The organism is Kosakonia sp. 1610 (assembly GCF_050435845.1).
Taxonomy (GTDB): Bacteria; Pseudomonadota; Gammaproteobacteria; order Enterobacterales; family Enterobacteriaceae; genus Kosakonia; species Kosakonia cowanii.
On the sequence record NZ_JBNDKZ010000003.1, the window covers coordinates 315,514 to 336,584 of the forward strand.

Annotated in this window: 21 protein-coding genes and 1 other annotated feature; of the genes, 15 read left to right on the forward strand and 6 right to left on the reverse strand. The window is 56.0% G+C overall.

The annotated features are described in order from the left end of the window. Positions 1-6 precede the first annotated feature (6 nt). Positions 7-336, forward strand: coding sequence for a trp operon repressor (gene trpR / locus ABIC80_RS12190; protein WP_023480369.1), 330 nt, complete (start codon positions 7-9; stop codon positions 334-336). On the opposite strand, the gene yjjX is transcribed toward trpR, so the two are convergent. Beyond that, positions 327-842 (reverse strand): inosine/xanthosine triphosphatase, encoded by a 516-nt coding sequence (yjjX, locus tag ABIC80_RS12195; protein ID WP_200134276.1) that lies wholly within the window; start codon positions 840-842, stop codon positions 327-329. The genes trpR and yjjX overlap by 10 nt on opposite strands. A 99-nt stretch (positions 843-941) precedes the next feature. Between yjjX and gpmB the strand changes: the two genes are divergently transcribed. Continuing rightward, positions 942-1,589, forward strand: coding sequence for a 2,3-diphosphoglycerate-dependent phosphoglycerate mutase GpmB (gene gpmB / locus ABIC80_RS12200; RefSeq protein ID WP_042715995.1), 648 nt, complete (start codon positions 942-944; stop codon positions 1,587-1,589). Here the strand turns inward: gpmB and robA are convergent. Continuing rightward, a complete protein-coding gene (robA, locus tag ABIC80_RS12205) occupies positions 1,586-2,458 on the reverse strand; it encodes an MDR efflux pump AcrAB transcriptional activator RobA (protein ID WP_094419316.1) in 873 nt (290 codons plus the stop codon). The genes gpmB and robA overlap by 4 nt on opposite strands. A 218-nt stretch (positions 2,459-2,676) precedes the next feature. Between robA and creA the strand changes: the two genes are divergently transcribed. The 4 genes from creA to creD are packed head-to-tail and all read left to right on the forward strand — an operon-like array spanning position 2,677 to position 6,712. Beyond that, positions 2,677-3,150, forward strand: coding sequence for a protein CreA (gene creA, locus ABIC80_RS12210; protein WP_288874739.1), 474 nt, complete (start codon positions 2,677-2,679; stop codon positions 3,148-3,150). 11 nt (positions 3,151-3,161) lie between these two features. Further along, positions 3,162-3,851 (forward strand): two-component system response regulator CreB, encoded by a 690-nt coding sequence (gene creB / locus ABIC80_RS12215; RefSeq protein WP_042715991.1) that lies wholly within the window; start codon positions 3,162-3,164, stop codon positions 3,849-3,851. Then, the gene (gene creC, locus ABIC80_RS12220; RefSeq protein ID WP_429177341.1) at positions 3,851-5,275 is read left to right on the forward strand and encodes a two-component system sensor histidine kinase CreC; all 1,425 of its coding nucleotides are present in this window, start codon (positions 3,851-3,853) and stop codon (positions 5,273-5,275) included. Before creB ends, creC begins: the two co-directional genes overlap by 1 nt. A gap of 57 nt (positions 5,276-5,332) precedes the next feature. Then, positions 5,333-6,712 carry a cell envelope integrity protein CreD gene (creD, locus tag ABIC80_RS12225; RefSeq protein WP_429177343.1) on the forward strand — a complete coding sequence of 460 codons (1,380 nt, stop codon included), beginning with the start codon at positions 5,333-5,335 and terminating at the stop codon, positions 6,710-6,712. Between the two features lie 42 nt (positions 6,713-6,754). Here the strand turns inward: creD and arcA are convergent, their stop codons facing one another. Further along, on the reverse strand, positions 6,755-7,471 hold the full coding sequence (arcA, locus tag ABIC80_RS12230; RefSeq protein ID WP_023480336.1) for a two-component system response regulator ArcA: 717 nt from the start codon (positions 7,469-7,471) through the stop codon (positions 6,755-6,757). Positions 7,472-7,565: 94 nt separating this feature from the next. Here arcA and yjjY point away from each other — a divergent pair, with 94 nt between their 5' ends. From yjjY to thrC, 6 genes are all read left to right on the forward strand, one after another. Further along, positions 7,566-7,706: a protein YjjY gene (gene yjjY / locus ABIC80_RS12235; RefSeq protein ID WP_086870418.1), complete on the forward strand. Its 141-nt coding sequence runs from the start codon at positions 7,566-7,568 to the stop codon at positions 7,704-7,706. 397 nt (positions 7,707-8,103) lie between these two features. Next, positions 8,104-8,790 (forward strand): tRNA/rRNA methyltransferase, encoded by a 687-nt coding sequence (locus ABIC80_RS12240; protein ID WP_312277818.1) that lies wholly within the window; start codon positions 8,104-8,106, stop codon positions 8,788-8,790. 209 nt (positions 8,791-8,999) lie between these two features. After that, positions 9,000-9,068 carry a thr operon leader peptide gene (thrL, locus tag ABIC80_RS12245; protein ID WP_124971581.1) on the forward strand — a complete coding sequence of 23 codons (69 nt, stop codon included), beginning with the start codon at positions 9,000-9,002 and terminating at the stop codon, positions 9,066-9,068. Beyond that, positions 9,007-9,124: a sequence feature (Thr leader region), on the forward strand. It overlaps the preceding gene by 62 nt. Before the next feature lie 23 nt (positions 9,125-9,147). Beyond that, positions 9,148-11,610, forward strand: coding sequence for a bifunctional aspartate kinase/homoserine dehydrogenase I (thrA, locus tag ABIC80_RS12250; protein WP_429177345.1), 2,463 nt, complete (start codon positions 9,148-9,150; stop codon positions 11,608-11,610). Between the two features lies 1 nt (position 11,611). Then, on the forward strand, positions 11,612-12,541 hold the full coding sequence (gene thrB, locus ABIC80_RS12255; RefSeq protein WP_042713418.1) for a homoserine kinase: 930 nt from the start codon (positions 11,612-11,614) through the stop codon (positions 12,539-12,541). A gap of 3 nt (positions 12,542-12,544) precedes the next feature. Next, complete coding sequence (thrC, locus tag ABIC80_RS12260) at positions 12,545-13,831, forward strand: threonine synthase (RefSeq protein ID WP_042713419.1); 1,287 nt, start codon at positions 12,545-12,547, stop codon at positions 13,829-13,831. A 42-nt stretch (positions 13,832-13,873) separates the two neighbouring features. Here thrC and yaaA read toward each other — a convergent pair whose 3' ends face one another. Continuing rightward, positions 13,874-14,647 carry a peroxide stress protein YaaA gene (yaaA, locus tag ABIC80_RS12265; protein WP_429177347.1) on the reverse strand — a complete coding sequence of 258 codons (774 nt, stop codon included), beginning with the start codon at positions 14,645-14,647 and terminating at the stop codon, positions 13,874-13,876. Positions 14,648-14,721: 74 nt separating this feature from the next. After that, complete coding sequence (locus ABIC80_RS12270) at positions 14,722-16,158, reverse strand: alanine/glycine:cation symporter family protein (RefSeq protein WP_200134210.1); 1,437 nt, start codon at positions 16,156-16,158, stop codon at positions 14,722-14,724. 299 nt (positions 16,159-16,457) lie between these two features. On the opposite strand from ABIC80_RS12270, the gene tal reads away from it, so the two are divergent. The 3 genes from tal to ABIC80_RS12285 all read left to right on the forward strand — a co-directional run bounded on the left by tal (position 16,458) and on the right by ABIC80_RS12285 (position 19,535). Beyond that, positions 16,458-17,411 carry a transaldolase gene (gene tal / locus ABIC80_RS12275; protein ID WP_023480402.1) on the forward strand — a complete coding sequence of 318 codons (954 nt, stop codon included), beginning with the start codon at positions 16,458-16,460 and terminating at the stop codon, positions 17,409-17,411. Positions 17,412-17,517: 106 nt separating this feature from the next. Beyond that, a complete protein-coding gene (gene mog, locus ABIC80_RS12280; RefSeq protein ID WP_305206888.1) occupies positions 17,518-18,105 on the forward strand; it encodes a molybdopterin adenylyltransferase in 588 nt (195 codons plus the stop codon). 122 nt (positions 18,106-18,227) lie between these two features. After that, on the forward strand, positions 18,228-19,535 hold the full coding sequence (locus ABIC80_RS12285) for an MFS transporter (RefSeq protein WP_263753290.1): 1,308 nt from the start codon (positions 18,228-18,230) through the stop codon (positions 19,533-19,535). Between the two features lie 27 nt (positions 19,536-19,562). Here ABIC80_RS12285 and ABIC80_RS12290 read toward each other — a convergent pair whose 3' ends face one another. Further along, complete coding sequence (locus ABIC80_RS12290) at positions 19,563-20,981, reverse strand: hypothetical protein (RefSeq protein ID WP_429177349.1); 1,419 nt, start codon at positions 20,979-20,981, stop codon at positions 19,563-19,565. Positions 20,982-21,071: the final 90 nt, after the last annotated feature.

Here is a 21,071-nt window from a genome sequence, read left to right on the forward strand (position 1 = left end):
CAAACTATGACTCAGCAATCCCCCTATTCAGCGGCGATGGCCGAACAGCGCGAGCAGGAGTGGCAACGCTTTGTTGATCTGCTCAGGCAGGCGTACGACAACGAACTGCATATCCCATTGCTTAACCTGATGCTTACGCCGGACGAGCGTGAAGCGCTGGGCACGCGGGTGCGTATTATCGAAGAGCTGTTGCGCGGCGAGATGAGCCAGCGCGAGCTGAAAAACGAGCTTGGCGCGGGCATTGCGACCATCACGCGCGGCTCCAACAGTCTGAAAGCCGCGCCGACGGATTTGCGTCTGTGGCTGGAAAAAGCGTTACTTAACGCTCAACGATAAACGGCGTTATGGAACGGGCTGAGCGCTAAAATCACCGCCTGGTGATAGACGCTTTCGCGGGTCAGCGCCCCGGCGGTAAAGACGCCAATGGCTCCCTCTTTGCGGCCAATCTCATCAATGCCGGTATAGCGTGACATCACCGGTCCCAGCGCTTCGCCAGCGTTCACATCGCGCAGAATCACCTCCGGCAGCGGCAGCGTTGCCGAGCGGGATTCGCCGGTTAACTCGCCACTCTCAATCACCACCCAACTGAAGGTGCTCCCTTCATCAATACCCGCTTCGATCGCCACCCAAAAATCCGCGTTCGGCTGCGCCGCACGCGCGTTTCGCACGCGGTTTCGTGCGCCAGCTCGCGTTTCTTCACTGCCGAAGGGTTGTTCCGGGACGCCGCTCTCGACGGAAATAGCGTCAATATGGCAGCATCCTTCGCCGAAAATCTGGTTAAAAGCGTGCAGAATCGCCCGAATTTTGGCGGGATTGGTGGTAGCGCAGACAACTTGGTGCATAATCATCTAAGGCATGTCCGAGAGGAAACTGCTTTTCCCATGCGGACTTGAGCCTTCCTCAGAGAAATAAATTCATCGCAGTATAATGGATAACAATACATGTTACAGGTATACCTTGTTCGCCACGGTGAAACCCTTTGGAACGCCGAGCGTCGTATTCAAGGCCAGTCTGACAGTCCGTTAACCGACAAGGGCGAAACACAGGCCCGTCAGGTGGCGGAACGCGCGAAAGCACTGGGCATCACCCACATTATCACCAGCGACCTGGGGCGTACGCGCCGCACGGCGGAGATTATCGCGGACATTTGCGGCTGCGACGTAACGCTGGAACCGCGCCTGCGCGAGCTCAATATGGGCGTGCTGGAGCGACGCCCCCTTGACTCTTTAACCGAAGAGGAAGAGGGCTGGCGTCGTCAACTGGTCAACGGCACCGCAGATGGCCGCATTCCTGAAGGGGAGTCGATGCAGGAGCTGAGCGAGCGTATGCACGCCGCGCTGGCAGCCTGTCTCGAATTGCCAGAAGGCAGCCGTCCGTTGCTGGTAAGCCACGGCATGGCGCTGGGGTGTCTGGTGAGCACGATTCTTGGCCTGCCGGCCTACGCCGAGCGCCGTTTGCGCTTGCGCAACTGTTCCATCTCCCGCATCGACTATCAGCAGAGCCCATGGCTGGCGTCAGGCTGGGTGGTGGAAACCGCAGGCGACGTCTCACATCTGGACGCCCCTGCGCTCGATGAGATGCAGCGCTAACGGCGGATAGGGATCAGATACTCGCAGCGAATGTGCGTCGGCGGTTCACGATCGTTGGTGGCGTTACGCTGCGGGTAGAAGTGTTCGATATCCTGGCCTTTACGGCGCGTCAACTGCAGCATCGGCATGCAGGTGCCGTAGACGGTCAGGATAAACTCCTGCAACCCTTCCGGTGCGCCATCATAGGAGAAGGCAACATAGTCTCCCCCTTCCAGCGCGACCGGCTGAGCGTTGCTCAGGTAACCATTCGCCTGCTCCGGCGTCAGGGCGGTGGTGTAAAAGACTTCCTGCTCGTCATCTTTTTCCTGGCTTGGCCGCGGCTCGTGCAGGCCGTACAGCTCATCCGGGATGGTAGGCGCATTGCTTAAAAACTCGCGCCAGAACTGGATACGCATCTGGTTACGAAAATCGGAGATCTCCTCCAGCGCGCAGGTGTAACTTTGCGTGGTGCCGATAAGTTTCATCGGCGGCAGCGTGACAAAGCTGTGCGTCGGTAAGGCGAACTCGCCCAGACGCAGCGGCGGCCGGATGCCAAACGAGTTCCAGTCCGGTGAACGGCGATAGAGCGCTGGGGTAACGGCAAACTGTTTTTTAAACGCGCGGGTGAACGTTTGTTGGGAATCGAAGCGATACTGTAGCGCGATATCAAGAATCGGGCGGGCGGTGAGACGCAGCGCAACGGCGGATTTCGACAAACGGCGGGCGCGGATATAGGCGCCGATAGCGTGGCCTGTGACATCCTTGAACATCCTTTGCAAATGCCACTTGGAATAACCCGCTTTTGCCGCCACATTATCTAACGACAGCGGCTGATCGAGATGGCCTTCCAGCCAGGCAAGTAAGTCGCGAATGATGCCAGCCTGATCCATAAAATATCCTCTTCCATAGCACAGCAGCGGTGAACGCTTGATATCAGGGGAGGGATAATAGCGGGTTTTAAGGGGTTTAGCATGCAGTGTTTTTTTTGCGCTGACCCGCGCATTGTGACTGATTTTAATCATAAATTTTGTAAATGGGTGATCTGCAAACAGTTTCTCATATGAAAACTGAATAGTTGCGTAACGTAATATTCAAAAATGGTAACAATATGAAATATACAAAGTTTGTTATTCCTGCTCTCCTGTTGACCTCGCTAGCTTCCGCACAGGCGGAGCAGATTGGATCGGTGGATACGGTGTTTAAGATTTTCGGCCCTGATCACAAAATCGTGGTGGAAGCGTTCGACGATCCCGATGTGAAAAACGTTACCTGTTATATCAGCCGGGCGAAAACCGGCGGTATCAAAGGCGGTCTTGGTTTAGCAGAGGATACCTCCGATGCGGCAATCTCTTGCCAGCAGGTAGGGCCGGTTGAGCTGAGCGATAAAATCAAGAACGGCAAAGCGCAGGGCGACGTCGTGTTCCAGAAGCGCACCTCGTTAGTTTTCAAAAAGTTACAGGTGGTTCGTTTCTACGATGCCAAACGTAACGCGCTGACCTATTTAGCCTATTCCGATAAAGTGGTCGAAGGTTCACCGAAGAACGCCATCAGCGCGGTGCCGATCATGCCGTGGGGTAAATAAGCAACGTGTCTATGCCGCAACCGCTGATTTGGCTGGTGGAAGATGAAGCCAGCATCGCTGAAACCTTACTCTATATGCTGCAACAGGATGGGTTTGCCGTCACCGCGTTTGAGCGGGGATTACCGGTACTGGATGCAGCGGCGCAGCGGTTGCCCGAATTGGTCATCCTTGATGTTGGCCTGCCGGATATCAGCGGCTTTGAGCTGTGCCGGCGTCTGCTGGCGCGCGCACCCGCGCTGCCAGTGCTGTTTCTGACCGCGCGCAGCGAAGAGGTCGACAAACTGCTGGGGCTGGAGATGGGCGCGGATGACTATATTGCCAAACCCTTCTCGCCGCGCGAAGTGTGCGCCCGCGTGCGCACCGTGTTGCGTAGGTTGCAGAAAGCATCGCTGCATAGCGACCGTATCCGCGTCGGCGAGTTTGAACTGGATGAAACCGCGGCGATTATCCTCTGGTGCGGCGAAACGCTGAATCTGACGCGGTATGAATTCCTGTTAATGAAAACACTATTGCAGGCGCCGGGGAGGATCTTTTCGCGCCAGCAGTTGATGGACCAGGTGTGGTGCGATGGGCAAGAGAGCTTCGATCGTACCGTCGACACCCATATCAAAACGCTGCGCGCCAAGCTGCGCGCAATCAATCCTCAACTGACGCCGATCAATACCCATCGCGGCATGGGTTACAGCCTGGGGCTGCGCTGATGCGTATCGGCATGCGCCTGCTGCTGGGCTACTTCCTGATTGTGGCGGTGGCCGCCTGGTTTGTGCTGTTTATCTTCGTGCAGGAGATCAAACCCGGCGTGCGGCGAGCAACGGAAGGCACGCTGATTGATACCGCGACATTGCTGGCAGAGTTTGCCCGCGAGGATCTGCGCAGCGGGCATGCACAGGATGGGCGGCTGGCGCAGGCCTTTGCCACCCTTCATCAGCACCCGATTAACGCCCATATCAACGGCATTCACAAAGTGCGCAATGAGTACCATGTCTATATGACGGATGCGAGCGGGCGCGTGGTATTTGATTCGACGGGCAAGGCGCTGGGCGAGGACTATTCGCGCTGGAATGATGTCTGGTTAACGCTGCGCGGGCAGTATGGCGCGCGTAGCTCACCCTTGGTTGCGGGCGATCCGCAAAGTACGGTGATGTATGTCGCTGCGCCGGTGACGGATGCGGGGCGGATCATTGGCGTGGTAAGTGTCGGTAAACCCAACAGTGCCATGGAACCGGTGATAAAACGCAGCGAACGGCGCATTTTGTGGGCTGGTGGCGCACTGCTCGGCATTGCGCTGCTGATTGGCGGGGCGATGGTCTGGTGGATCAACCGCGCGATCGGCAAGCTCGCTCGTTATGCGGATTCGGTAACCGAAGACCGCCCGGTGCCACTGCCCGAGCTGGGCAGCAGCGAGCTGCGCAAACTGGCGCAGGCGCTGGAGAGCATGCGCGTCAAGCTGGAGGGGAAAAACTATATTGAGCAGTATGTTTATGCCCTGACCCATGAGCTGAAAAGCCCGCTGGCGGCGATCCGCGGCGCGGCAGAGATCCTGCGTGAACATCCTCCCCAGCCAGTCGCGACCCGCTTCACGGAGAATATTCTCGCGCAGAATAGCCGTATGCAGCGCCTGGTTGAGAAGTTGCTGCATCAAGCGAAGCTGGAGAACCGTCTGGAGATCGCCTTTGCGCCTGTTGAGATGAGTGCGCTGTTTCAGCAATTGCAGGAGGAGCGAAGCGCGGTGGCAGCGGCAAAGGCGCTAAACCTTGTTTTTGAAGCCAATGATGCGGTGGTGGCAGGTGACAAAGAGCTGCTGGCGCAGGCGGTGGGAAACCTGCTGGATAACGCCATCGCCTTTACACCTGCTGGCGGCAATATTGTGCTGCGCGCCGCAGAGGAAGGCGACAAGGTGGTGATTACGGTGAGCGACAGCGGCGCCGGTATTCCTGATTACGCGCTGCCGCGCATCTTTGAGCGCTTCTACTCCCTGCCGCGCGGAAACGGGCAGAAGAGCAGCGGATTAGGGCTGGCATTTGTCCAGGAGGTCGCGCGCTTGCATCACGGCGCTATCACTGTTTACAACCGTGCGGAAGGCGGTTGCGAAGCCCGTCTGACACTTCACCCTCACTTCACATAACTTCAAATGCTTCACACATAGCCTCGTTATGCTGCGCGCATCACTAAGGAGAAGGCTATGTTGAAATCCCCCCTGTTCTGGAAAATGGTTACGCTGGCAAGTTGCCTGTGTGTGTTACTTATCCCGCTGACAATGCTCAGCAGCCTGATTGGCGAGCGCGCCGATTATCGACATGACGTGACCGATACGCTGCGCCAGAGCAGCGCCGGCTCGCAAAAATTGATTGGCCCGCTGATCGCCATTCCGGTGACGGAAACCACCGTATCGCTGGAGAGCAGCGGCGAAAACGAACCGCCGAAAGAGATACGCCGCAAGCAGAGTTTCATCCGCTTATGGTTGCCGGAATCGCTGATGGTCAACGGTAATCAGCAGGTTGAAACGCGCAAAATCGGTATCTATGACGGGCAGATCTGGCACAACAACATTGATATTAACGCCGAGTTCGACCCGAAGCGGCTGGATATCAAACCGAGTGAAAATGTGACGCTTGGCGAACCGTTTATCGTGCTGGCGGTAAGCGACTCACGCGGTATTGGCCTGGTGCGCAGCACAAGCGTGAATGGCGAAGCGCTGCGCGTCGAGCCGGGGACCGGGTTGACGAGCGATCTGCAGGGCGTGCATATGCCGCTGGCGATGGAGAGCCTGCAAAAACCGCTCAAGCTGGCGATGTCGTTCAATCTGAGTGGAACCGGTGAATTTTCCGTGGTGCCGCTTGGCCGTAATAGCGAGATGGCGCTAAAGGGCGACTGGCCGCACCCGGGTTTTATGGGCGATTTCCTGCCGGAAAAACGTGAAGTGAGCGGGAGCGGATTTCAGGCGCACTGGCAGAGCAGCTGGTTTGCCAACAATCTGGACAGTAAAGTGCGCGATATGACCGTGCTCTCCAGTAAGAACAACTGGGAACTGCCGGCGTTCAGCGTCAATATCGTCACCCAGGCGGATCAGTATCAGCTGACTGACAGAGCGATAAAGTACGCCATCTTGCTGATCGTGCTGACTTTCCTGGCCTTCTTCGTGTTTGAAAGCCTTACCGCGCGGCAGATGCACCCGATGCAATATCTGCTGGTTGGTCTGTCGCTGGTAATGTTTTACCTGGTATTACTGGCGCTCTCTGAACATACCGGATTTACCGTCGCGTGGATTATTGCCAGCCTGCTCGGTGCGCTGTTGAACGGCTTCTATCTGCAGGGCGTAATGAAAAGCTGGCGTGCCAGTCTGGGCTTTACCGCCGCGCTACTGCTGCTTGATGGGGTGATGTGGGGGCTGCTCAACTCTGAGGATAATGCGCTCTTACTGGGAACCGGCGTGCTGTTTGTGGCGCTAACTGCGGTGATGTTCCTGACACGTAAATTTGACTGGTACGCACTGTCAGCGGCAGGGATAAAACGGATCGCAGCAGAGCCTGCGAAGGAAGATGAGTTAAGGATCTGGAAATAAAAAAAGCGGCGCACTGTGCGCCGCTTTTTCGTTTGCGTTCGTTTATTCCTGCAGATCGCCGCAGAAGCGGTAACCTTCGCCATGAATGGTGGCGATAATTTCTGGCGTATCCGGCGTTGATTCAAAGTGCTTACGGATACGGCGGATGGTGACATCCACGGTACGATCGTGCGGTTTCAACTCACGCCCGGTCATTTTTTTCAGTAGCTCAGCACGCGACTGAATCTTGCCCGGGTTTTCGCAGAAGTGCAGCATCGCGCGGAACTCGCTGCGCGGCAGCTTATACTGCTCGCCGTTCGGGCTAATCAGCGAACGACTGTTGATATCCAGCTCCCAGCCATTGAATTTGTAGCTATCGACGCTGCGGCGCTCTTCGCTGATGGTACCGAGATTCATGGTACGGGACAGCAGGTTGCGCGCGCGGATAGTCAATTCACGCGGGTTAAAGGGTTTGGTGATGTAATCGTCAGCGCCAATTTCAAGACCGAGGATCTTATCGACCTCATTGTCGCGACCGGTCAGAAACATCAGCGCGACATTTGCTTGCTCACGCAGCTCACGCGCCAGTAAAAGACCGTTTTTACCCGGCAGATTGATATCCATAATCACCAGGTTTACATCGTGTTCAGAAAGGATCTGATGCATTTCAGCGCCATCAGTCGCTTCAAAGACATCGTAGCCTTCTGCTTCGAAAATGCTTTTCAACGTGTTGCGTGTTACCAACTCGTCTTCAACAATAAGAATGTGCGGGATCTGCATGTTTGCTACCTAAATTGCCAACTAAATCGAAACAGGAAGTACAAAAGTCCCTGACCAGCCTGGTGCATGTCGAAAATTAACATGACGGCATAACATGACTAAAGTACGTAATTGCGTTCTTGATGCACTTTCCATCAACGTCAACAACATCATTAGCTTGGTCGTGGGCACTTTCCCTCTGAACCCGACAGTGTCAAAAACGGCTGTCATCCTAACCATTTTAACAGCAACATAACAGGCTAAGACGCAAATGACACCCAATAAAACTACGCTTCGTTGACATATATCAAGTTCAATTGTAGCACGTTAACACTTTAGCGAAATTCTGATAGCCAGCTGCTAGCTTCTATTACAAATTTTCAATAAACCAAGTAGTTGCGTGCGCTAATTGATAAATAGCCTGAATCCAACACAGGCAGACATTTCTGTATTAAAATGCCAAGAAGAAACAGAGGGATATGCCCGTTCTGTTAACATCTTAACAGGTAATATTGCTGATAAACAGTTTAGCTTTTTTTAAGCGTAGAGATGGGTCCGATCGGCGATTAGTGTTATGTAATTGTAAATTCGCTCCGCGTAATATGTTGATTGATGTCACATTTTTTCAGCGGGCATGAAAAAAGAAGGTTTCGATGGAACTGGCAATTGTTCTTGTCTCCCCCGCGCGAGCGGAAAACGTCGGCGCAGCGGCGCGTGCCATGAAAACGATGGGCTTTACTGATTTACGTATTGTCGACAGCGATGCCCATTTACAGGAAGCCGCACGGCGTGTTGCGCACGGTTCAGGAGAGATCCTGGATAACGCGAAACATTACGCGACGCTCGCCGACGCGCTGGCCGATATTCCTTTCACCATTGCCACCACTGCGCGTAGCCGGGCGAAATTTCACTATTACGCGACGCCTGAGCAGCTCGTGCCGTTATTAGAGGAAAAAAGCGCCTGGCTTAGCGGCGCGGCGCTGGTTTTTGGGCGTGAGGATTCCGGGCTGACCAACGATGAGCTGGCGCTGGCAGATATTTTAACCGGCGTGCCGATGGCGGCAGATTACCCTTCGCTTAATCTCGGCCAGGCGGTAATGGTATTTTGCTATCAATTATCTGCGTTAATGCAAAGTGCGCCGCAAACCATTTCTCAGGTTGATAATAACCAGTTAAGCGCACTGCGTTTACGGGCACATAATTTACTCAAAAAATTAGACGTGGTTGACGATATGAAAATGGTCGACTGGCTGGACCAGCGGCTGGGCTTACTTGAGCAGCGCGATACCGCCATGTTGCACCGTTTGCTTCACGATATCGAAAAAAAGCTTATCGAGTAACGCGCTGTAATAAGATTCTTTTATAGCTGAAGATGCTGCGATATCGATTTCCCATCGCCCTGATCGGGCTGTAAACGGCTCCGCTTTTAGCGCAGACGGGAATTGAATAAATTCTGCATAAATAAAAAATAAATTGACTTAAGCAGGCAGATACTTTAACCAATATAGGCATACAGCACAGACAGATAATAATACAGAGCACAACATCCATGGCACGCATCTGCACGATTACCACTATTACAACCATCACCATTACCACAGGTAACGGTGCGGGCTGACGCGTACAGGAAATACTGAAAAAAGCCCGCACCTGAACAGTGCGGGCTTTTTTTTCGAGCAAAAATCAAGGGGTAAAGCATGAGAGTGTTGAAGTTCGGCGGTACATCAGTGGCAAATGCGGAGCGTTTTCTGCGTGTTGCCGATATTTTGGAAAGTAATGCCAGGCAGGGGCAAGTCGCAACCGTACTCTCTGCTCCCGCAAAAATTACCAACCATCTTGTCGCGATGATTGAAAAAACCATCTCCGGACAGGATGCCATTCCCAACATTAGCGATGCGGAGCGTATTTTCTCCGAGCTGCTGCAGGGGCTTTCAGATGCCCAGCCCGGCTTTCCGCTCGCACAACTCAAAACCGTGGTCGATGCCGAGTTCGCGCAGATCAAACATGTTCTGCACGGCATCAGTCTGCTGGGCCAGTGCCCGGACAGCATCAACGCTGCGCTTATCTGCCGCGGTGAAAAACTCTCTATCGCGATTATGGCCGGGCTGCTGGAAGCGCGCGGCCATAAAGTGACGGTTATCGATCCGGTCGAAAAACTGCTCGCGGTCGGGCACTATCTCGAATCGACGGTCGATATCGCTGAATCCACGCGCCGTATCGAAGCGAGCCGTATTCCGCAGGATCATATGGTGCTGATGGCCGGTTTCACCGCCGGGAATGAGAAGGGCGAACTGGTGGTGCTTGGGCGTAATGGCTCCGATTACTCCGCCGCCGTGCTGGCCGCATGTTTACGCGCCGACTGTTGTGAAATCTGGACGGATGTTGACGGCGTATATACCTGCGACCCGCGCCAGGTGCCGGACGCCAGGCTGCTGAAGTCGATGTCCTACCAGGAAGCCATGGAGCTCTCCTACTTCGGCGCTAAAGTTCTTCACCCCCGCACCATTACCCCCATCGCCCAGTTCCAAATCCCATGCCTGATTAAAAACACCGGCAACCCGCAAGCACCAGGTACGCTGATTGGCGCCACCTCGGATGACGACGCACTGCCGGTTAAGGGCATCTCCAATCTTAACAATATGGCGATGTTCAGCGTTTCCGGCCCGGGAATGAAAGGGATGGTCGGCATGGCTGCCCGCGTCTTCGCCACCATGTCGCGCAATGGCATCTCCGTTGTGCTTATCACCCAATCTTCATCCGAGTACAGCATCAGCTTCTGCGTGCCGCAGTCCGACTGCGCCCGTGCGCAGCGCGCGATGAGTGAAGAGTTCTATCTTGAACTGAAAGAGGGATTACTGGAGCCGCTCGCCGTGATGGAGCGTCTGGCGATCATCTCCGTTGTCGGTGACGGCATGCGCACCTTACGCGGCATCTCGGCGAAATTCTTTGCCGCACTCGCACGCGCCAATATCAATATCGTGGCAATTGCCCAGGGCTCCTCTGAGCGCTCCATCTCTGTTGTGGTCAGTAATGACGATGCCACCACCGGCGTGCGTGTTACCCACCAGATGCTGTTCAACACCGATCAGGTGATTGAAGTCTTTGTGATCGGCGTTGGCGGCGTTGGCGGTGCATTGCTGGAACAGCTGAAGCGCCAGCAAACGTGGCTGAAGAGTAAGCATATCGATCTGCGCGTCTGCGGCGTCGCTAACTCAAGAGCGCTGCTGACCAATGTTCATGGGCTGAACCTGGATAACTGGCAGGCAGAACTTGCCGACGCGAAGGAGCCGTTTAACCTTGGCCGACTGATTCGTCTGGTGAAGGAGTATCACCTGCTGAACCCGGTGATCGTCGATTGCACCTCCAACCAGGCGGTCGCCGATCAGTATGCCGACTTCCTGCGCGAAGGTTTCCACGTCGTCACGCCGAACAAAAAAGCGAACACCTCGTCGATGGATTACTACCATCAGCTGCGCCGCGCCGCAGAGAAATCGCGCCGCAAATTCCTCTATGACACCAACGTTGGCGCGGGTCTGCCGGTGATTGAAAACCTGCAAAACCTGCTTAACGCCGGTGATGAACTGCAACGCTTCTCCGGCATTCTCTCCGGCTCTTTATCCTTTATTTTCGGTAAGCTCGACGAAGGGATGAGCCTGTCGGAAGCGACAAAAGTGGCGCGCGAAATGGGCTACACCGAGCCGGATCCGCGTGACGATCTCTCCGGCATGGATGTCGCACGTAAGCTATTGATCCTTGCGCGTGAAACCGGGCGTGAGCTGGAACTGACGGATATCGTAATCGAGCCAGTATTGCCAACTAGTTTCAATGATTCTGGCGATGTCGACAGCTTTATGGCGCGTCTGCCATCGCTGGATGATGAGTTTGCCAGCCGCGTGGCGAAGGCCCGTGACGCCGGCAATGTGCTGCGTTATGTTGGCAACATTGAAGAGGATGGCACCTGCCGGGTGAAGATCGCTGAAGTCGACGGCAACGATCCGTTGTATAAGGTGAAAAACGGCGAGAACGCGCTGGCGTTTTACAGCCACTATTACCAGCCGTTGCCGCTGGTGCTGCGCGGTTACGGCGCGGGTAATGATGTCACGGCGGCGGGCGTGTTTGCCGACCTGCTGCGTACGCTTTCGTGGAAGTTAGGGGTCTGAGATGGTGAAGGTGTATGCGCCGGCGTCTAGCGCCAATATGAGCGTAGGGTTTGATGTCCTCGGCGCGGCGGTCACGCCGGTCGACGGCACGCTGTTAGGCGATACGGTGTCGGTGGAGGCCGCTGAACACTTTAGTCTGCAAAACAGAGGGCGTTTCGCCAGTAAGTTACCGAGCGAAGCGCGGGAGAATATCGTCTATCAATGCTGGGAGCTCTTCTGCCAGGAGATTGGCAAGCAGGTGCCGGTAGCGATGACGCTGGAAAAAAACATGCCGATCGGCTCCGGTCTCGGCTCCAGCGCCTGTTCGGTCGTCGCGGCGCTGGTGGCGATGAACGAGTTTTGCGGTAAACCGCTTGATGAGACACGCATGCTGGCGCTGATGGGCGAGCTGGAAGGGCGCATCTCCGGCAGCGTGCATTACGACAACGTCGCGCCTTGCTACCTCGGCGGCATGCAGTTGATGATCGAGGAAAGCGGCATTATCAGCCAGCAGGTGCCATGCTTTGATGAGTGGTTATGGGTGCTTGCCTACCCGGGTATTAAAGTCTCGACGGCAGAAGCGCGCGCCATTTTACCGGCGCAGTATCGCCGTCAGGAGTGTATTGCTCACGGGCGTCACCTGGCTGGATTTATTCATGCCTGTTACTCCCGCCAGCCCGCGCTGGCGGCGAAATTGATGAAAGATGTGATTGCCGAACCCTATCGCATGAAGTTGCTGCCAGGCTTTGAGCAGGCGCGTCAGGCGGTGGCAGATATCGGCGCGCAGGCCTGCGGCATCTCTGGTTCTGGCCCAACGCTGTTTGCGTTGTGCGACAAGCCGGATACCGCACAGCGCGTGGCCGACTGGCTCGGCAAACACTATCTGCAAAATCAGGAAGGCTTCGTTCATATTTGCCGGCTGGACACGGCGGGCGCAAGGGTAGTGGGATAACCAATGAAACTCTACAACTTAAAAGATCACAACGAGCAGGTCAGCTTCGCGCAGGCCGTCACACAAGGGCTTGGCAAAAATCAGGGGCTCTTCTTCCCGCACGATCTGCCGGAATTCAACCTGACGGAAATCGACGAGATGCTGGAGCAGGATTTCGTCAGCCGCAGCGCGAAGATCCTCTCCGCTTTTATCGGCGATGAGATCCCGCAGGAAGCGCTGGAAGCCCGCGTGCGTGCTGCGTTTGCCTTTCCGGCACCGGTAAAACCGGTCGAAAACGACATCGGCTGCCTCGAGCTGTTCCACGGGCCGACGCTGGCGTTTAAAGATTTCGGCGGGCGCTTTATGGCGCAGATGCTGAGCGCCATCAGCGGCGACAAACCGGTCACCATTCTGACTGCGACCTCTGGCGACACCGGCGCGGCCGTTGCTCATGCCTTCTACGGCATGAAGAATGTTCGCGTGGTGATCCTCTATCCGCAGGGCAAAATCAGCCCGCTGCAGGAGAAGCTCTTCTGTACGCTGGGTGGGAATATCGAAACGGTTGCCATTGATGCTGACTTCGACGCCTGCCAGGCGCTGGTCAAACAGGCTTTTGACGATGAAGAGCTGAAGAGCGCGCTGGGCCTCAACTCCGCCAACTCGATTAACATCAGCCGCCTGCTGGCGCAGGTGTGCTACTACTTCGAAGCGGTGGCGCAGCTGCCGCAAGAGGCGCGCAATCAGCTGGTGGTGTCGGTGCCAAGCGGCAACTTCGGCGATCTGACAGCGGGTCTGCTGGCGAAGTCACTCGGCCTGCCGGTGAAGCGTTTTATCGCCGCCACCAACGCCAACGACACTGTTCCGCGTTTTCTGAAAGAGGGCGAGTGGCAGCCAAAAGCGACGCAGGCGACGCTGTCAAACGCGATGGATGTCAGCCAGCCGAACAACTGGCCGCGCGTGGAGGAGCTGTTCCGCCGTAAAATCTGGCGTCTGAACGAGCTGGGTTACGCGGCGGTGGATGATGAAACCACCAAAGCGACGATCGTTGAGCTGAAAGAGAAGGGCTACGTCTCAGAGCCTCACGCCGCAATTGCTTACCGCGCCCTGCGCGATCAGCTCCATCCGGGGGAATATGGCCTGTTCCTCGGCACTGCGCATCCGGCGAAGTTCAAAGAGAGCGTGGAAGCTATCCTTGGCGAAACGCTGCCGCTGCCGAAAGAGCTGGCGGACCGTGCGGATCTGCCGCTGCTCTCCCACTCCCTGCCTGCGGATTTTGCGGCGTTACGCCAGCTGATGATGCAAAAAGCGTAATCTTAAGCGTCCTCCACCTGCGGGTGGGGGACGCTTTTCCGCTTACTGTTCGTGGCGCTTAAACACCAGTTCGTCTGGCGTCGAGGCCGCCTCATCAAAGAAGTACCCTTCGCGGTCAAAGCCCGTTAGCTGCTCCGGCTTCGTCAGACGCTGCTCGATGATGTAGCGGCTCATCAGGCCACGCGCTTTCTTGGCGTAGAAACTGATGACCTTAAAAGTGCCGTTTTTCTCGTCGAGGAACACCGGTTTGATGATGCGCGCATTGAGCTTCTTCGGCTTCACGGCGCGGAAATACTCATCGGATGCCAGATTAACTACAATCTCATCGCCCTGTTCGGTCAGCGCTTCATTCAGCGTATCGGTGATGATATCGCCCCAGAACTGGTAGAGATCTTTGCCTCTCTCATTCTCAAAACGAATACCCATCTCCAGACGATAGGGCTGCATTAAATCGAGCGGACGCAGCACGCCATACAGGCCGGATAACATACGCAGGTGCCGCTGGGCGAAGTCAAAATCCGCGTCGCTGAAGGTTTCCGCCTGCAGGCCGGTATAAACATCACCTTTAAATGCGAGCAGCGCCTGGCGCGCGTTTTCCGGCGTGAAGTCGGGCTGCCAGTCGTGAAAACGGGTGGCGTTGAGGTCGGCGAGTTTGTCGCTTATCCCCATCAGCTTTTTAATCTGCGGCGCGGAAAGCGTGCGGGCGGTCTTAATCAGCTGTTGAGAGTGCTCCAGCAGTGCTGGCTGGGTGTAGCGCTCGGTTGCCAGCGGGCTCTGGTAATCGAGCGTCTTGGCAGGTGAAATCAAAATCAGCATGCTCACTCCTTGCTGTGTGAGAAATTTCCGCTGACTTTAACAAAAAAATCACCTGGCTTGATCGATAGTTGCGATTAGCGAGACGAAGGGGGCAGGGAGTCCCAACTGCCTGGCGCAAGCTGGCGCTGAATCTCCGGGTAACGCTGCGGGTTAAACACCGGCTCGACGCCGAGTTTACGCTGGCGCAGATAGTCCCCCGCCAGCAGCTTAACGACTGGCGACAGCAGCAGGATGGCGGTCAGGTTAATCATCGCCATCAGCGCCATTACCACATCGGCAATATGCCAAATCAGCGGTACGCTGACCAAGGAACCGCACAGCACCATTACCACCACGACGCCCCGCAGCAGCAGCAGGTTGCCCCGGCTGTTGCGGCCTAAAAAGATCAGGTTGTTCTCGGCATAGAGGTAGTTTGCAAGGATTGAGGTAAAGGCGAACAGCAGCACCACCAGCGCGATAAACCCGGCGCTCCAGCCGCCAGCAAGAGAGACCATCGCCTGTTGCATCAACTGGATGCCGATAAGGCTGCTCTCTGCCGGTCCGTTACCTGCCAGCAGCAGCATCATCGCGCTGGCGGTGCAGACCAGAAAGGTATCCGTCAGCACACCAATCATCTGCACAATGCCCTGCGCAACCGGATGGGGCGGGGAGGAGGCTGCCATCGCCGCGGCATTCGGCGAGGAGCCCATTCCCGCTTCGTTAGTTGAAACACTGCGCTGAAACCCGCTGGTCATGGCCTGGCTCAGCGTCCAGGCCATGGTGCCGGTCGCCGCCTCTTGCCAGCCGAAGGCACTTTTAAAAATGGTCTCGAAGACCTCGGGCAAAAGGCTGGCATGCCAGAGGCTAATGCTGAAGCTCACCACAATCCATGCCAGCGCAATCAGTGGCACCATCCACTGCATCAGACGGGAAAGCACCGCCAGACCACGAGTCATAAACAGCAGGCAGCCCACCGCCAGCACCAGACCGGTCAGCGTGCCCGGCACCTGCCAGGCGAAGTGAACGGCGCGCGTCACCACGCTGGATTGTATGGTGTTAAACACCAGCCCATAAGCGAGGAGCAGGAAAACGGAGAAGAGCACGCCCATCCAGCGCATGCCGAGGCCGCGCGCCATATACCAGGCCGGGCCACCGCGCAGTTGATTATTGGCATCGCGCTCTTTATAGAGCTGGGCCAGCGCGCACTCGGCGAAACTGGTCGCCATGCTGATAAGCGCCGCGATCCACATCCAGAAGATCGCGCCAGGTCCGCCAGCGGTGAGCGCAAACGCCACGCCCGCCAGGTTGCCGCTGCCTAAGCGCGTCGCCAGGCTCAGGCAGAGCGCCTGCCACGAGGTGAGGGCTCCGGGCGGCACGCTGCGGCCGCTTTTCAGACTTTTGCCAAAGTCGCGGAAAAAACGAAAGGGAACAAACAGGCTGCGAAATGCAAACCAGATACCCGCCGCTGCCAGCAGATATACCATCAGCGATCCCCACAGGATCTCACTGATAAAAGAGAAGAATTCTGGCATTAACGACCCTCTTGTCGATGCCGGGGAAGGTAACCTGCAATGGCGCGTTTACAACGGGCTTATCCCTTCGCAGGCAATTAATCAGGGAGTTTATCATACAATGCCACCTGCATTGTCTGCGGTTGCGCTGACAGGGCGTCGTGTTATCATCTTGCCAGACCGGTTACATCCCCCTAACAAGTATACTCGTCATACTTCTCGTTCAGGTGCGCTGGCAGCCTTTGCGCCCGACAAGCCATAAAGGCGTCATCGGTCTCGACGTGATTTATTCAGGGTATCGTTTAAAGAGAAACATTATCATGACGGATAAATTGACCTCCCTGCGTCAGTACACAACAGTCGTGGCTGATACCGGAGATATCGCGGCAATGAAGCTCTATCAGCCGCAGGATGCTACAACCAACCCTTCTCTGATCCTTGGGGCAGCCCAAATCCCGGAATACCGTAAACTGATTGACGAAGCTGTGACCTGGGCGCGCAGCCAGAGCAGCGATCGCGCGCAGCAAGTGGTTGATGCGTCTGACCGCCTGGCCGTTAACATCGGTCTGGAAATCCTCAAACTGATCCCGGGCCGTATCTCTACTGAAGTTGACGCGCGCCTCTCTTACGACACCGAAGGCTCCATCGCCAAAGCCAAACGCCTGATCAAAATGTATAACGATGCGGGCATCAGCAACGATCGTATCCTGATCAAGCTGGCTTCCACCTGGCAGGGCATTCGCGCAGCAGAACAGCTGGAAAAAGAGGGTATCAACTGTAACCTGACGCTGCTCTTCTCCTTCGCCCAGGCGCGTGCCTGTGCCGAAGCGGGCGTCTACCTGATCTCCCCGTTCGTGGGTCGTATTCTTGACTGGTACAAAGCTAATACCGACAAGAAAGAGTACGCACCGGCAGAAGATCCGGGCGTGGTTTCCGTGAGCGAAATCTACCAGTACTACAAAGAGCACGGGTATGAAACCGTGGTGATGGGCGCAAGCTTCCGTAACACCGGCGAAATCATTGAGCTGGCTGGCTGTGACCGTCTGACCATCGCCCCGGCGCTGCTGAAAGAGCTTTCAGAAAGCGAAGGCGCGCTGGAGCGCAAACTGTCGTACACCGGCGAAGTAAAAGCGCGTCCGGAGCGCATCAGCGAAGCGGAATTCCTGTGGCAGCACAACCAGGATCCGATGGCGGTTGATAAACTGGCGGACGGTATCCGCAAGTTTGCCGTTGACCAGGAAAAACTGGAAAAAATGATCGGCGATCTGCTGTAATCATCAGGCGTGGCCGGGCTCCCGGTCACGCTTCTTCTCTCCACTCTGTTTGCCTCTCCCCTCAGCGTGTATCATTCCGTAAACGGTTTTATGCAACGGAATAATTATGGATACCTTACGCATTGGTTTAGTTTCGATTTCCGATCGCGCCTCCAGCGGCGTTTATGAAGACAAAGGCTTACCCGCGCTCGAAGCGTGGCTGGCATCGGCCTTAACCACCCCGTTTCATATCGAAACGCGCCTGATCCCTGACGAGCAGACCATCATCGAGCAGACCCTGTGTGAGCTGGTGGATGAGATGAGCTGTCATCTGGTGTTGACCACTGGTGGAACCGGCCCGGCGCGACGCGATGTGACCCCCGATGCCACCCTCGCCGTTGCCGATCGCGAGATGCCGGGCTTTGGCGAGCAGATGCGCCAGATCAGCCTCAATTTTGTGCCGACGGCCATTCTTTCGCGCCAGGTGGGCGTGATCCGTAAACAGGCGCTGATCCTCAACCTGCCGGGCCAGCCGAAATCGATTAAAGAGACCCTTGAAGGGCTGAAAAGCGAGAGCGGTGAAGTGAAAGTTGCGGGAATTTTTGCCAGTGTACCGTATTGTGTACAGCTTCTTGATGGCCCCTATGTAGAAACGGATCCGCAGGTCGTAGTAGCTTTTCGTCCTAAAAGTGCAAGGCGCGAAACTTTATCCTGAAAGCAGCGCTTTTCTGACATATGCGATCCCGGCAGTGGCGTATTGATATTTTTACGGTATAGTCATTTTTAGTTTACATAACTCGTAAAAATATAATCGTTCACTCTTATCAACGGTTCGCTATGTCACATTACACACGCCCTCTGAATAAACAGGATTATAAAACCCTGACCCTCGCCGCCCTCGGCGGGGCGCTGGAGTTTTACGATTTCATCATCTTCGTCTTTTTCGCCGCCGTGGTCGGGGAACTCTTCTTCCCGGCCGATATCCCCGAGTGGCTGCGTCAGGTGCAGACCTTTGGTATTTTCGCCGCCGGTTATCTGGCGCGCCCGCTGGGCGGCATTGTGATGGCGCACTTCGGCGATCTGGTCGGGCGCAAGAAGATGTTCACCCTCAGCATTCTGCTGATGGCGCTGCCAACGCTGGCGATTGGCCTGCTGCCGACCTATGCCTCAATGGGCATAGTCGCGCCGTTGCTGCTGCTATTTATGCGCGTGTTACAGGGCGCTGCGATTGGTGGCGAAGTGCCTGGCGCATGGGTGTTTGTCGCTGAGCATGTCCCGGCGCGCCGCATTGGTATCGCCTGCGGCACGCTGACGGCGGGCTTAACGGTTGGCATCCTGCTGGGATCGGTGGTTGCCACGCTGGTCAATACCAGCATGACGCAGCAGGCGATCCACGATGGCGGCTGGCGTATCCCCTTCCTGCTTGGCGGCGCGTTCGGGCTGGTGGCAATGTATTTACGCCGTTGGCTGCGTGAAACCCCTATTTTTCTTGAGATGCAGCAGCGCAAAGCGCTGGCGCAGGAGCTGCCGGTAAAAGCGGTGGTGCTGAAGCACAAAAAGGCAGTGGTGGTCTCAATGCTGCTGACCTGGCTGCTCTCAGCCGGGATTGTGGTGGTCATTCTGATGTCACCGGTCTGGCTGCAAAAGCAGTTTGGCTTCGCGCCCGCCCTGACCTTACAGGCAAACAGCATTGCCACGATCATGCTCTGCTTTGGTTGCCTGGCGGCGGGGCTGTTAGTCGATCGCTTTGGTGCCAGCCGCACCTTTATCGTCGGCAGTCTGCTGCTCGCCGCTTCGAGCTGGCTCTTCTATCACCGCGTTGGCAGCCACCCGGAACAACTCTTTCTGCTGTATGGCCTGGTTGGGCTGTGCGTGGGCGTTGTGGGCGCAGTGCCTTATGTGATGGTGCGCGCCTTTCCGGCGGAGGTGCGTTTTACCGGCATCTCTTTCTCTTACAACGTCTCCTATGCCATCTTCGGCGGGCTGACGCCGATTGCGGTGACGATGCTGATGAGCGTCTCGCCGATGGCACCGGCCTGGTATGTGCTGGCGCTCTCCCTGATGGGGTTTGGCTTAGGTATTTGGCTGCGCCAGGATCTGCATCACGCCGATAGCGTGGCTGATACCCCGCTCGAATCCTTATAAAAAAACGGAGCCTGAAGGCTCCGTTTTTTATTGCTCAATCTCCACGTCGCTTAGCGCGAAGCGGACTTTCTTACCCTCTTCGTGATAACCGATACGAATAAATATCCGTAATGCCTCCAGCCAGGCATAGTCGCTGCTCATCGCTCTCCCGTCACCGCGATCGTCGGTACAGGTAAACTCCAGCAGGCGGCCGCTGAACCGCGGGTTAAGGGTGGTGGCCTCTTGCCACTGCGCGTCAGCTTTACAGGTCTGGCTCTTTGTCACCTGTTGCGCTTTTTTCGCAACCTGTTGCTGCACGCGCCACTGAAAATGCCCACCGGCTACGGGCGGCAGCGCAATATCGCTCTCAAGGGTTTGCGTCACAGCAGGCGTTACTGCCATCGACTCCACGCTTTTCAACTCGACAAGGTTAAACAGACTCTGATCCTGAAAATAGAAGGCGATATTAGCCAACGGTGCCGTTTTGAGCGTTAAGGTCGTACCGTCCGGCTGCGTATCGATACGGAAAATCGTCGGCATAGAACTATCGGCATTCTGTTTGTAGCGCAAATGGCGAAAAGCAGGGCGCTGCTCAGGAGAGCCAACCGCCAGTTGTACACGCTTTTCGACCTCTTGCGGCAAGGTTGCCTCGCCCAATAGCGAAGGATCGTTACCGGAGAAATCGGGCGGCGTGGGCTGATTTGCCGCTAATGTTTTCTTCCGTGTCGTTAACGGACCTTGGCCGGTGAACTGGCGAATATCCTTCACGGCGCAAAGCGCTTTGCCCGCAGCCAGCTGATCTTCAGTAAGCGGCGTGACGTCAGAGGAGGGCGCTTGCTGGAGGGTTAACCGATCGTGCTCATCCAGCCAGTAAGCGTTGAGCGGCGTGCCGTTTCCGCTCTGGCAATAGAAGCGAATATCCTGAATTTTCATGGCGTAAGGCGCACCATATTTGGCGTCACGATGAATCTGTCCATAATCGGTGCCGAACCGCAGCCGAAGTATGTCGCCATCGCGAATGCTGTTGTTAACGTCCACGGCCTGCCAGTCGCCCTCTTTATCTGCCGCAGATAAGAGCCGCCACGCCGGTGGCGGTAGCTTTAGCCCGCAGACATCCAGCTTCGCATTACCGCTGAACATCGCTTCCCCCTCGGCTGAAAGGGCGACGCCAGGCACATAGCGGTTGATAGAGCCTGCACCAAAGGCGCGTACTTCATGAGGCGTGCCGGTGGCAACTTCGGTAATTAACAGGTTTTTGGCGTGCGTGGTGCAATCCACATTCAGCCATATCCTGGTGTTCTGTGGCGTTGATGCAGTGGTGGCGCGATAAAGAGCCGTAATATTCTGACCATCATGTGGGCCAAAGGCATTAGCCGATTGCAGCGTGATATCCGTAACGGGGCCAGGTGAAGCAAGCGTCTGGAGCGGTAAAAGCAGCGCCAGCGAAAGGGTGGTGAGGCGAGTCATGGTGAATTCTTCACAGTAGCAGGGGTGGGCGCTACGTTAACGGAAAATGGCCAGGCGGGATAACGCCAGAATGGGTAGTAACGCGAAAAA

Excerpts from the sequence above, each read along its gene's own strand:
- robA (WP_094419316.1), bottom strand. The coding sequence starts at position 2,458 with ATGGATCAGGCTGGCATCATTCGCGACTTACTTGCCTGGCTGGAAGGC.
- mog (WP_305206888.1), top strand. The coding sequence starts at position 17,518 with ATGGATACCTTACGCATTGGTTTAGTTTCGATTTCCGATCGCGCCTCC.
- creB (WP_042715991.1), top strand. The coding sequence starts at position 3,162 with ATGCCGCAACCGCTGATTTGGCTGGTGGAAGATGAAGCCAGCATCGCT.
- ABIC80_RS12290 (WP_429177349.1), bottom strand. The coding sequence starts at position 20,981 with ATGACTCGCCTCACCACCCTTTCGCTGGCGCTGCTTTTACCGCTCCAG.
- yjjY (WP_086870418.1), top strand. The coding sequence starts at position 7,566 with ATGACTAAAGTACGTAATTGCGTTCTTGATGCACTTTCCATCAACGTC.
- ABIC80_RS12285 (WP_263753290.1), top strand. The coding sequence starts at position 18,228 with ATGTCACATTACACACGCCCTCTGAATAAACAGGATTATAAAACCCTG.
- yaaA (WP_429177347.1), bottom strand. The coding sequence starts at position 14,647 with ATGCTGATTTTGATTTCACCTGCCAAGACGCTCGATTACCAGAGCCCG.
- thrA (WP_429177345.1), top strand. The coding sequence starts at position 9,148 with ATGAGAGTGTTGAAGTTCGGCGGTACATCAGTGGCAAATGCGGAGCGT.
- creA (WP_288874739.1), top strand. The coding sequence starts at position 2,677 with ATGAAATATACAAAGTTTGTTATTCCTGCTCTCCTGTTGACCTCGCTA.
- arcA (WP_023480336.1), bottom strand. The coding sequence starts at position 7,471 with ATGCAGATCCCGCACATTCTTATTGTTGAAGACGAGTTGGTAACACGC.
- ABIC80_RS12270 (WP_200134210.1), bottom strand. The coding sequence starts at position 16,158 with ATGCCAGAATTCTTCTCTTTTATCAGTGAGATCCTGTGGGGATCGCTG.
- gpmB (WP_042715995.1), top strand. The coding sequence starts at position 942 with ATGTTACAGGTATACCTTGTTCGCCACGGTGAAACCCTTTGGAACGCC.
- thrC (WP_042713419.1), top strand. The coding sequence starts at position 12,545 with ATGAAACTCTACAACTTAAAAGATCACAACGAGCAGGTCAGCTTCGCG.
- creC (WP_429177341.1), top strand. The coding sequence starts at position 3,851 with ATGCGTATCGGCATGCGCCTGCTGCTGGGCTACTTCCTGATTGTGGCG.
- tal (WP_023480402.1), top strand. The coding sequence starts at position 16,458 with ATGACGGATAAATTGACCTCCCTGCGTCAGTACACAACAGTCGTGGCT.
- creD (WP_429177343.1), top strand. The coding sequence starts at position 5,333 with ATGTTGAAATCCCCCCTGTTCTGGAAAATGGTTACGCTGGCAAGTTGC.
- thrB (WP_042713418.1), top strand. The coding sequence starts at position 11,612 with ATGGTGAAGGTGTATGCGCCGGCGTCTAGCGCCAATATGAGCGTAGGG.
- trpR (WP_023480369.1), top strand. The coding sequence starts at position 7 with ATGACTCAGCAATCCCCCTATTCAGCGGCGATGGCCGAACAGCGCGAG.
- ABIC80_RS12240 (WP_312277818.1), top strand. The coding sequence starts at position 8,104 with ATGGAACTGGCAATTGTTCTTGTCTCCCCCGCGCGAGCGGAAAACGTC.
- yjjX (WP_200134276.1), bottom strand. The coding sequence starts at position 842 with ATGCACCAAGTTGTCTGCGCTACCACCAATCCCGCCAAAATTCGGGCG.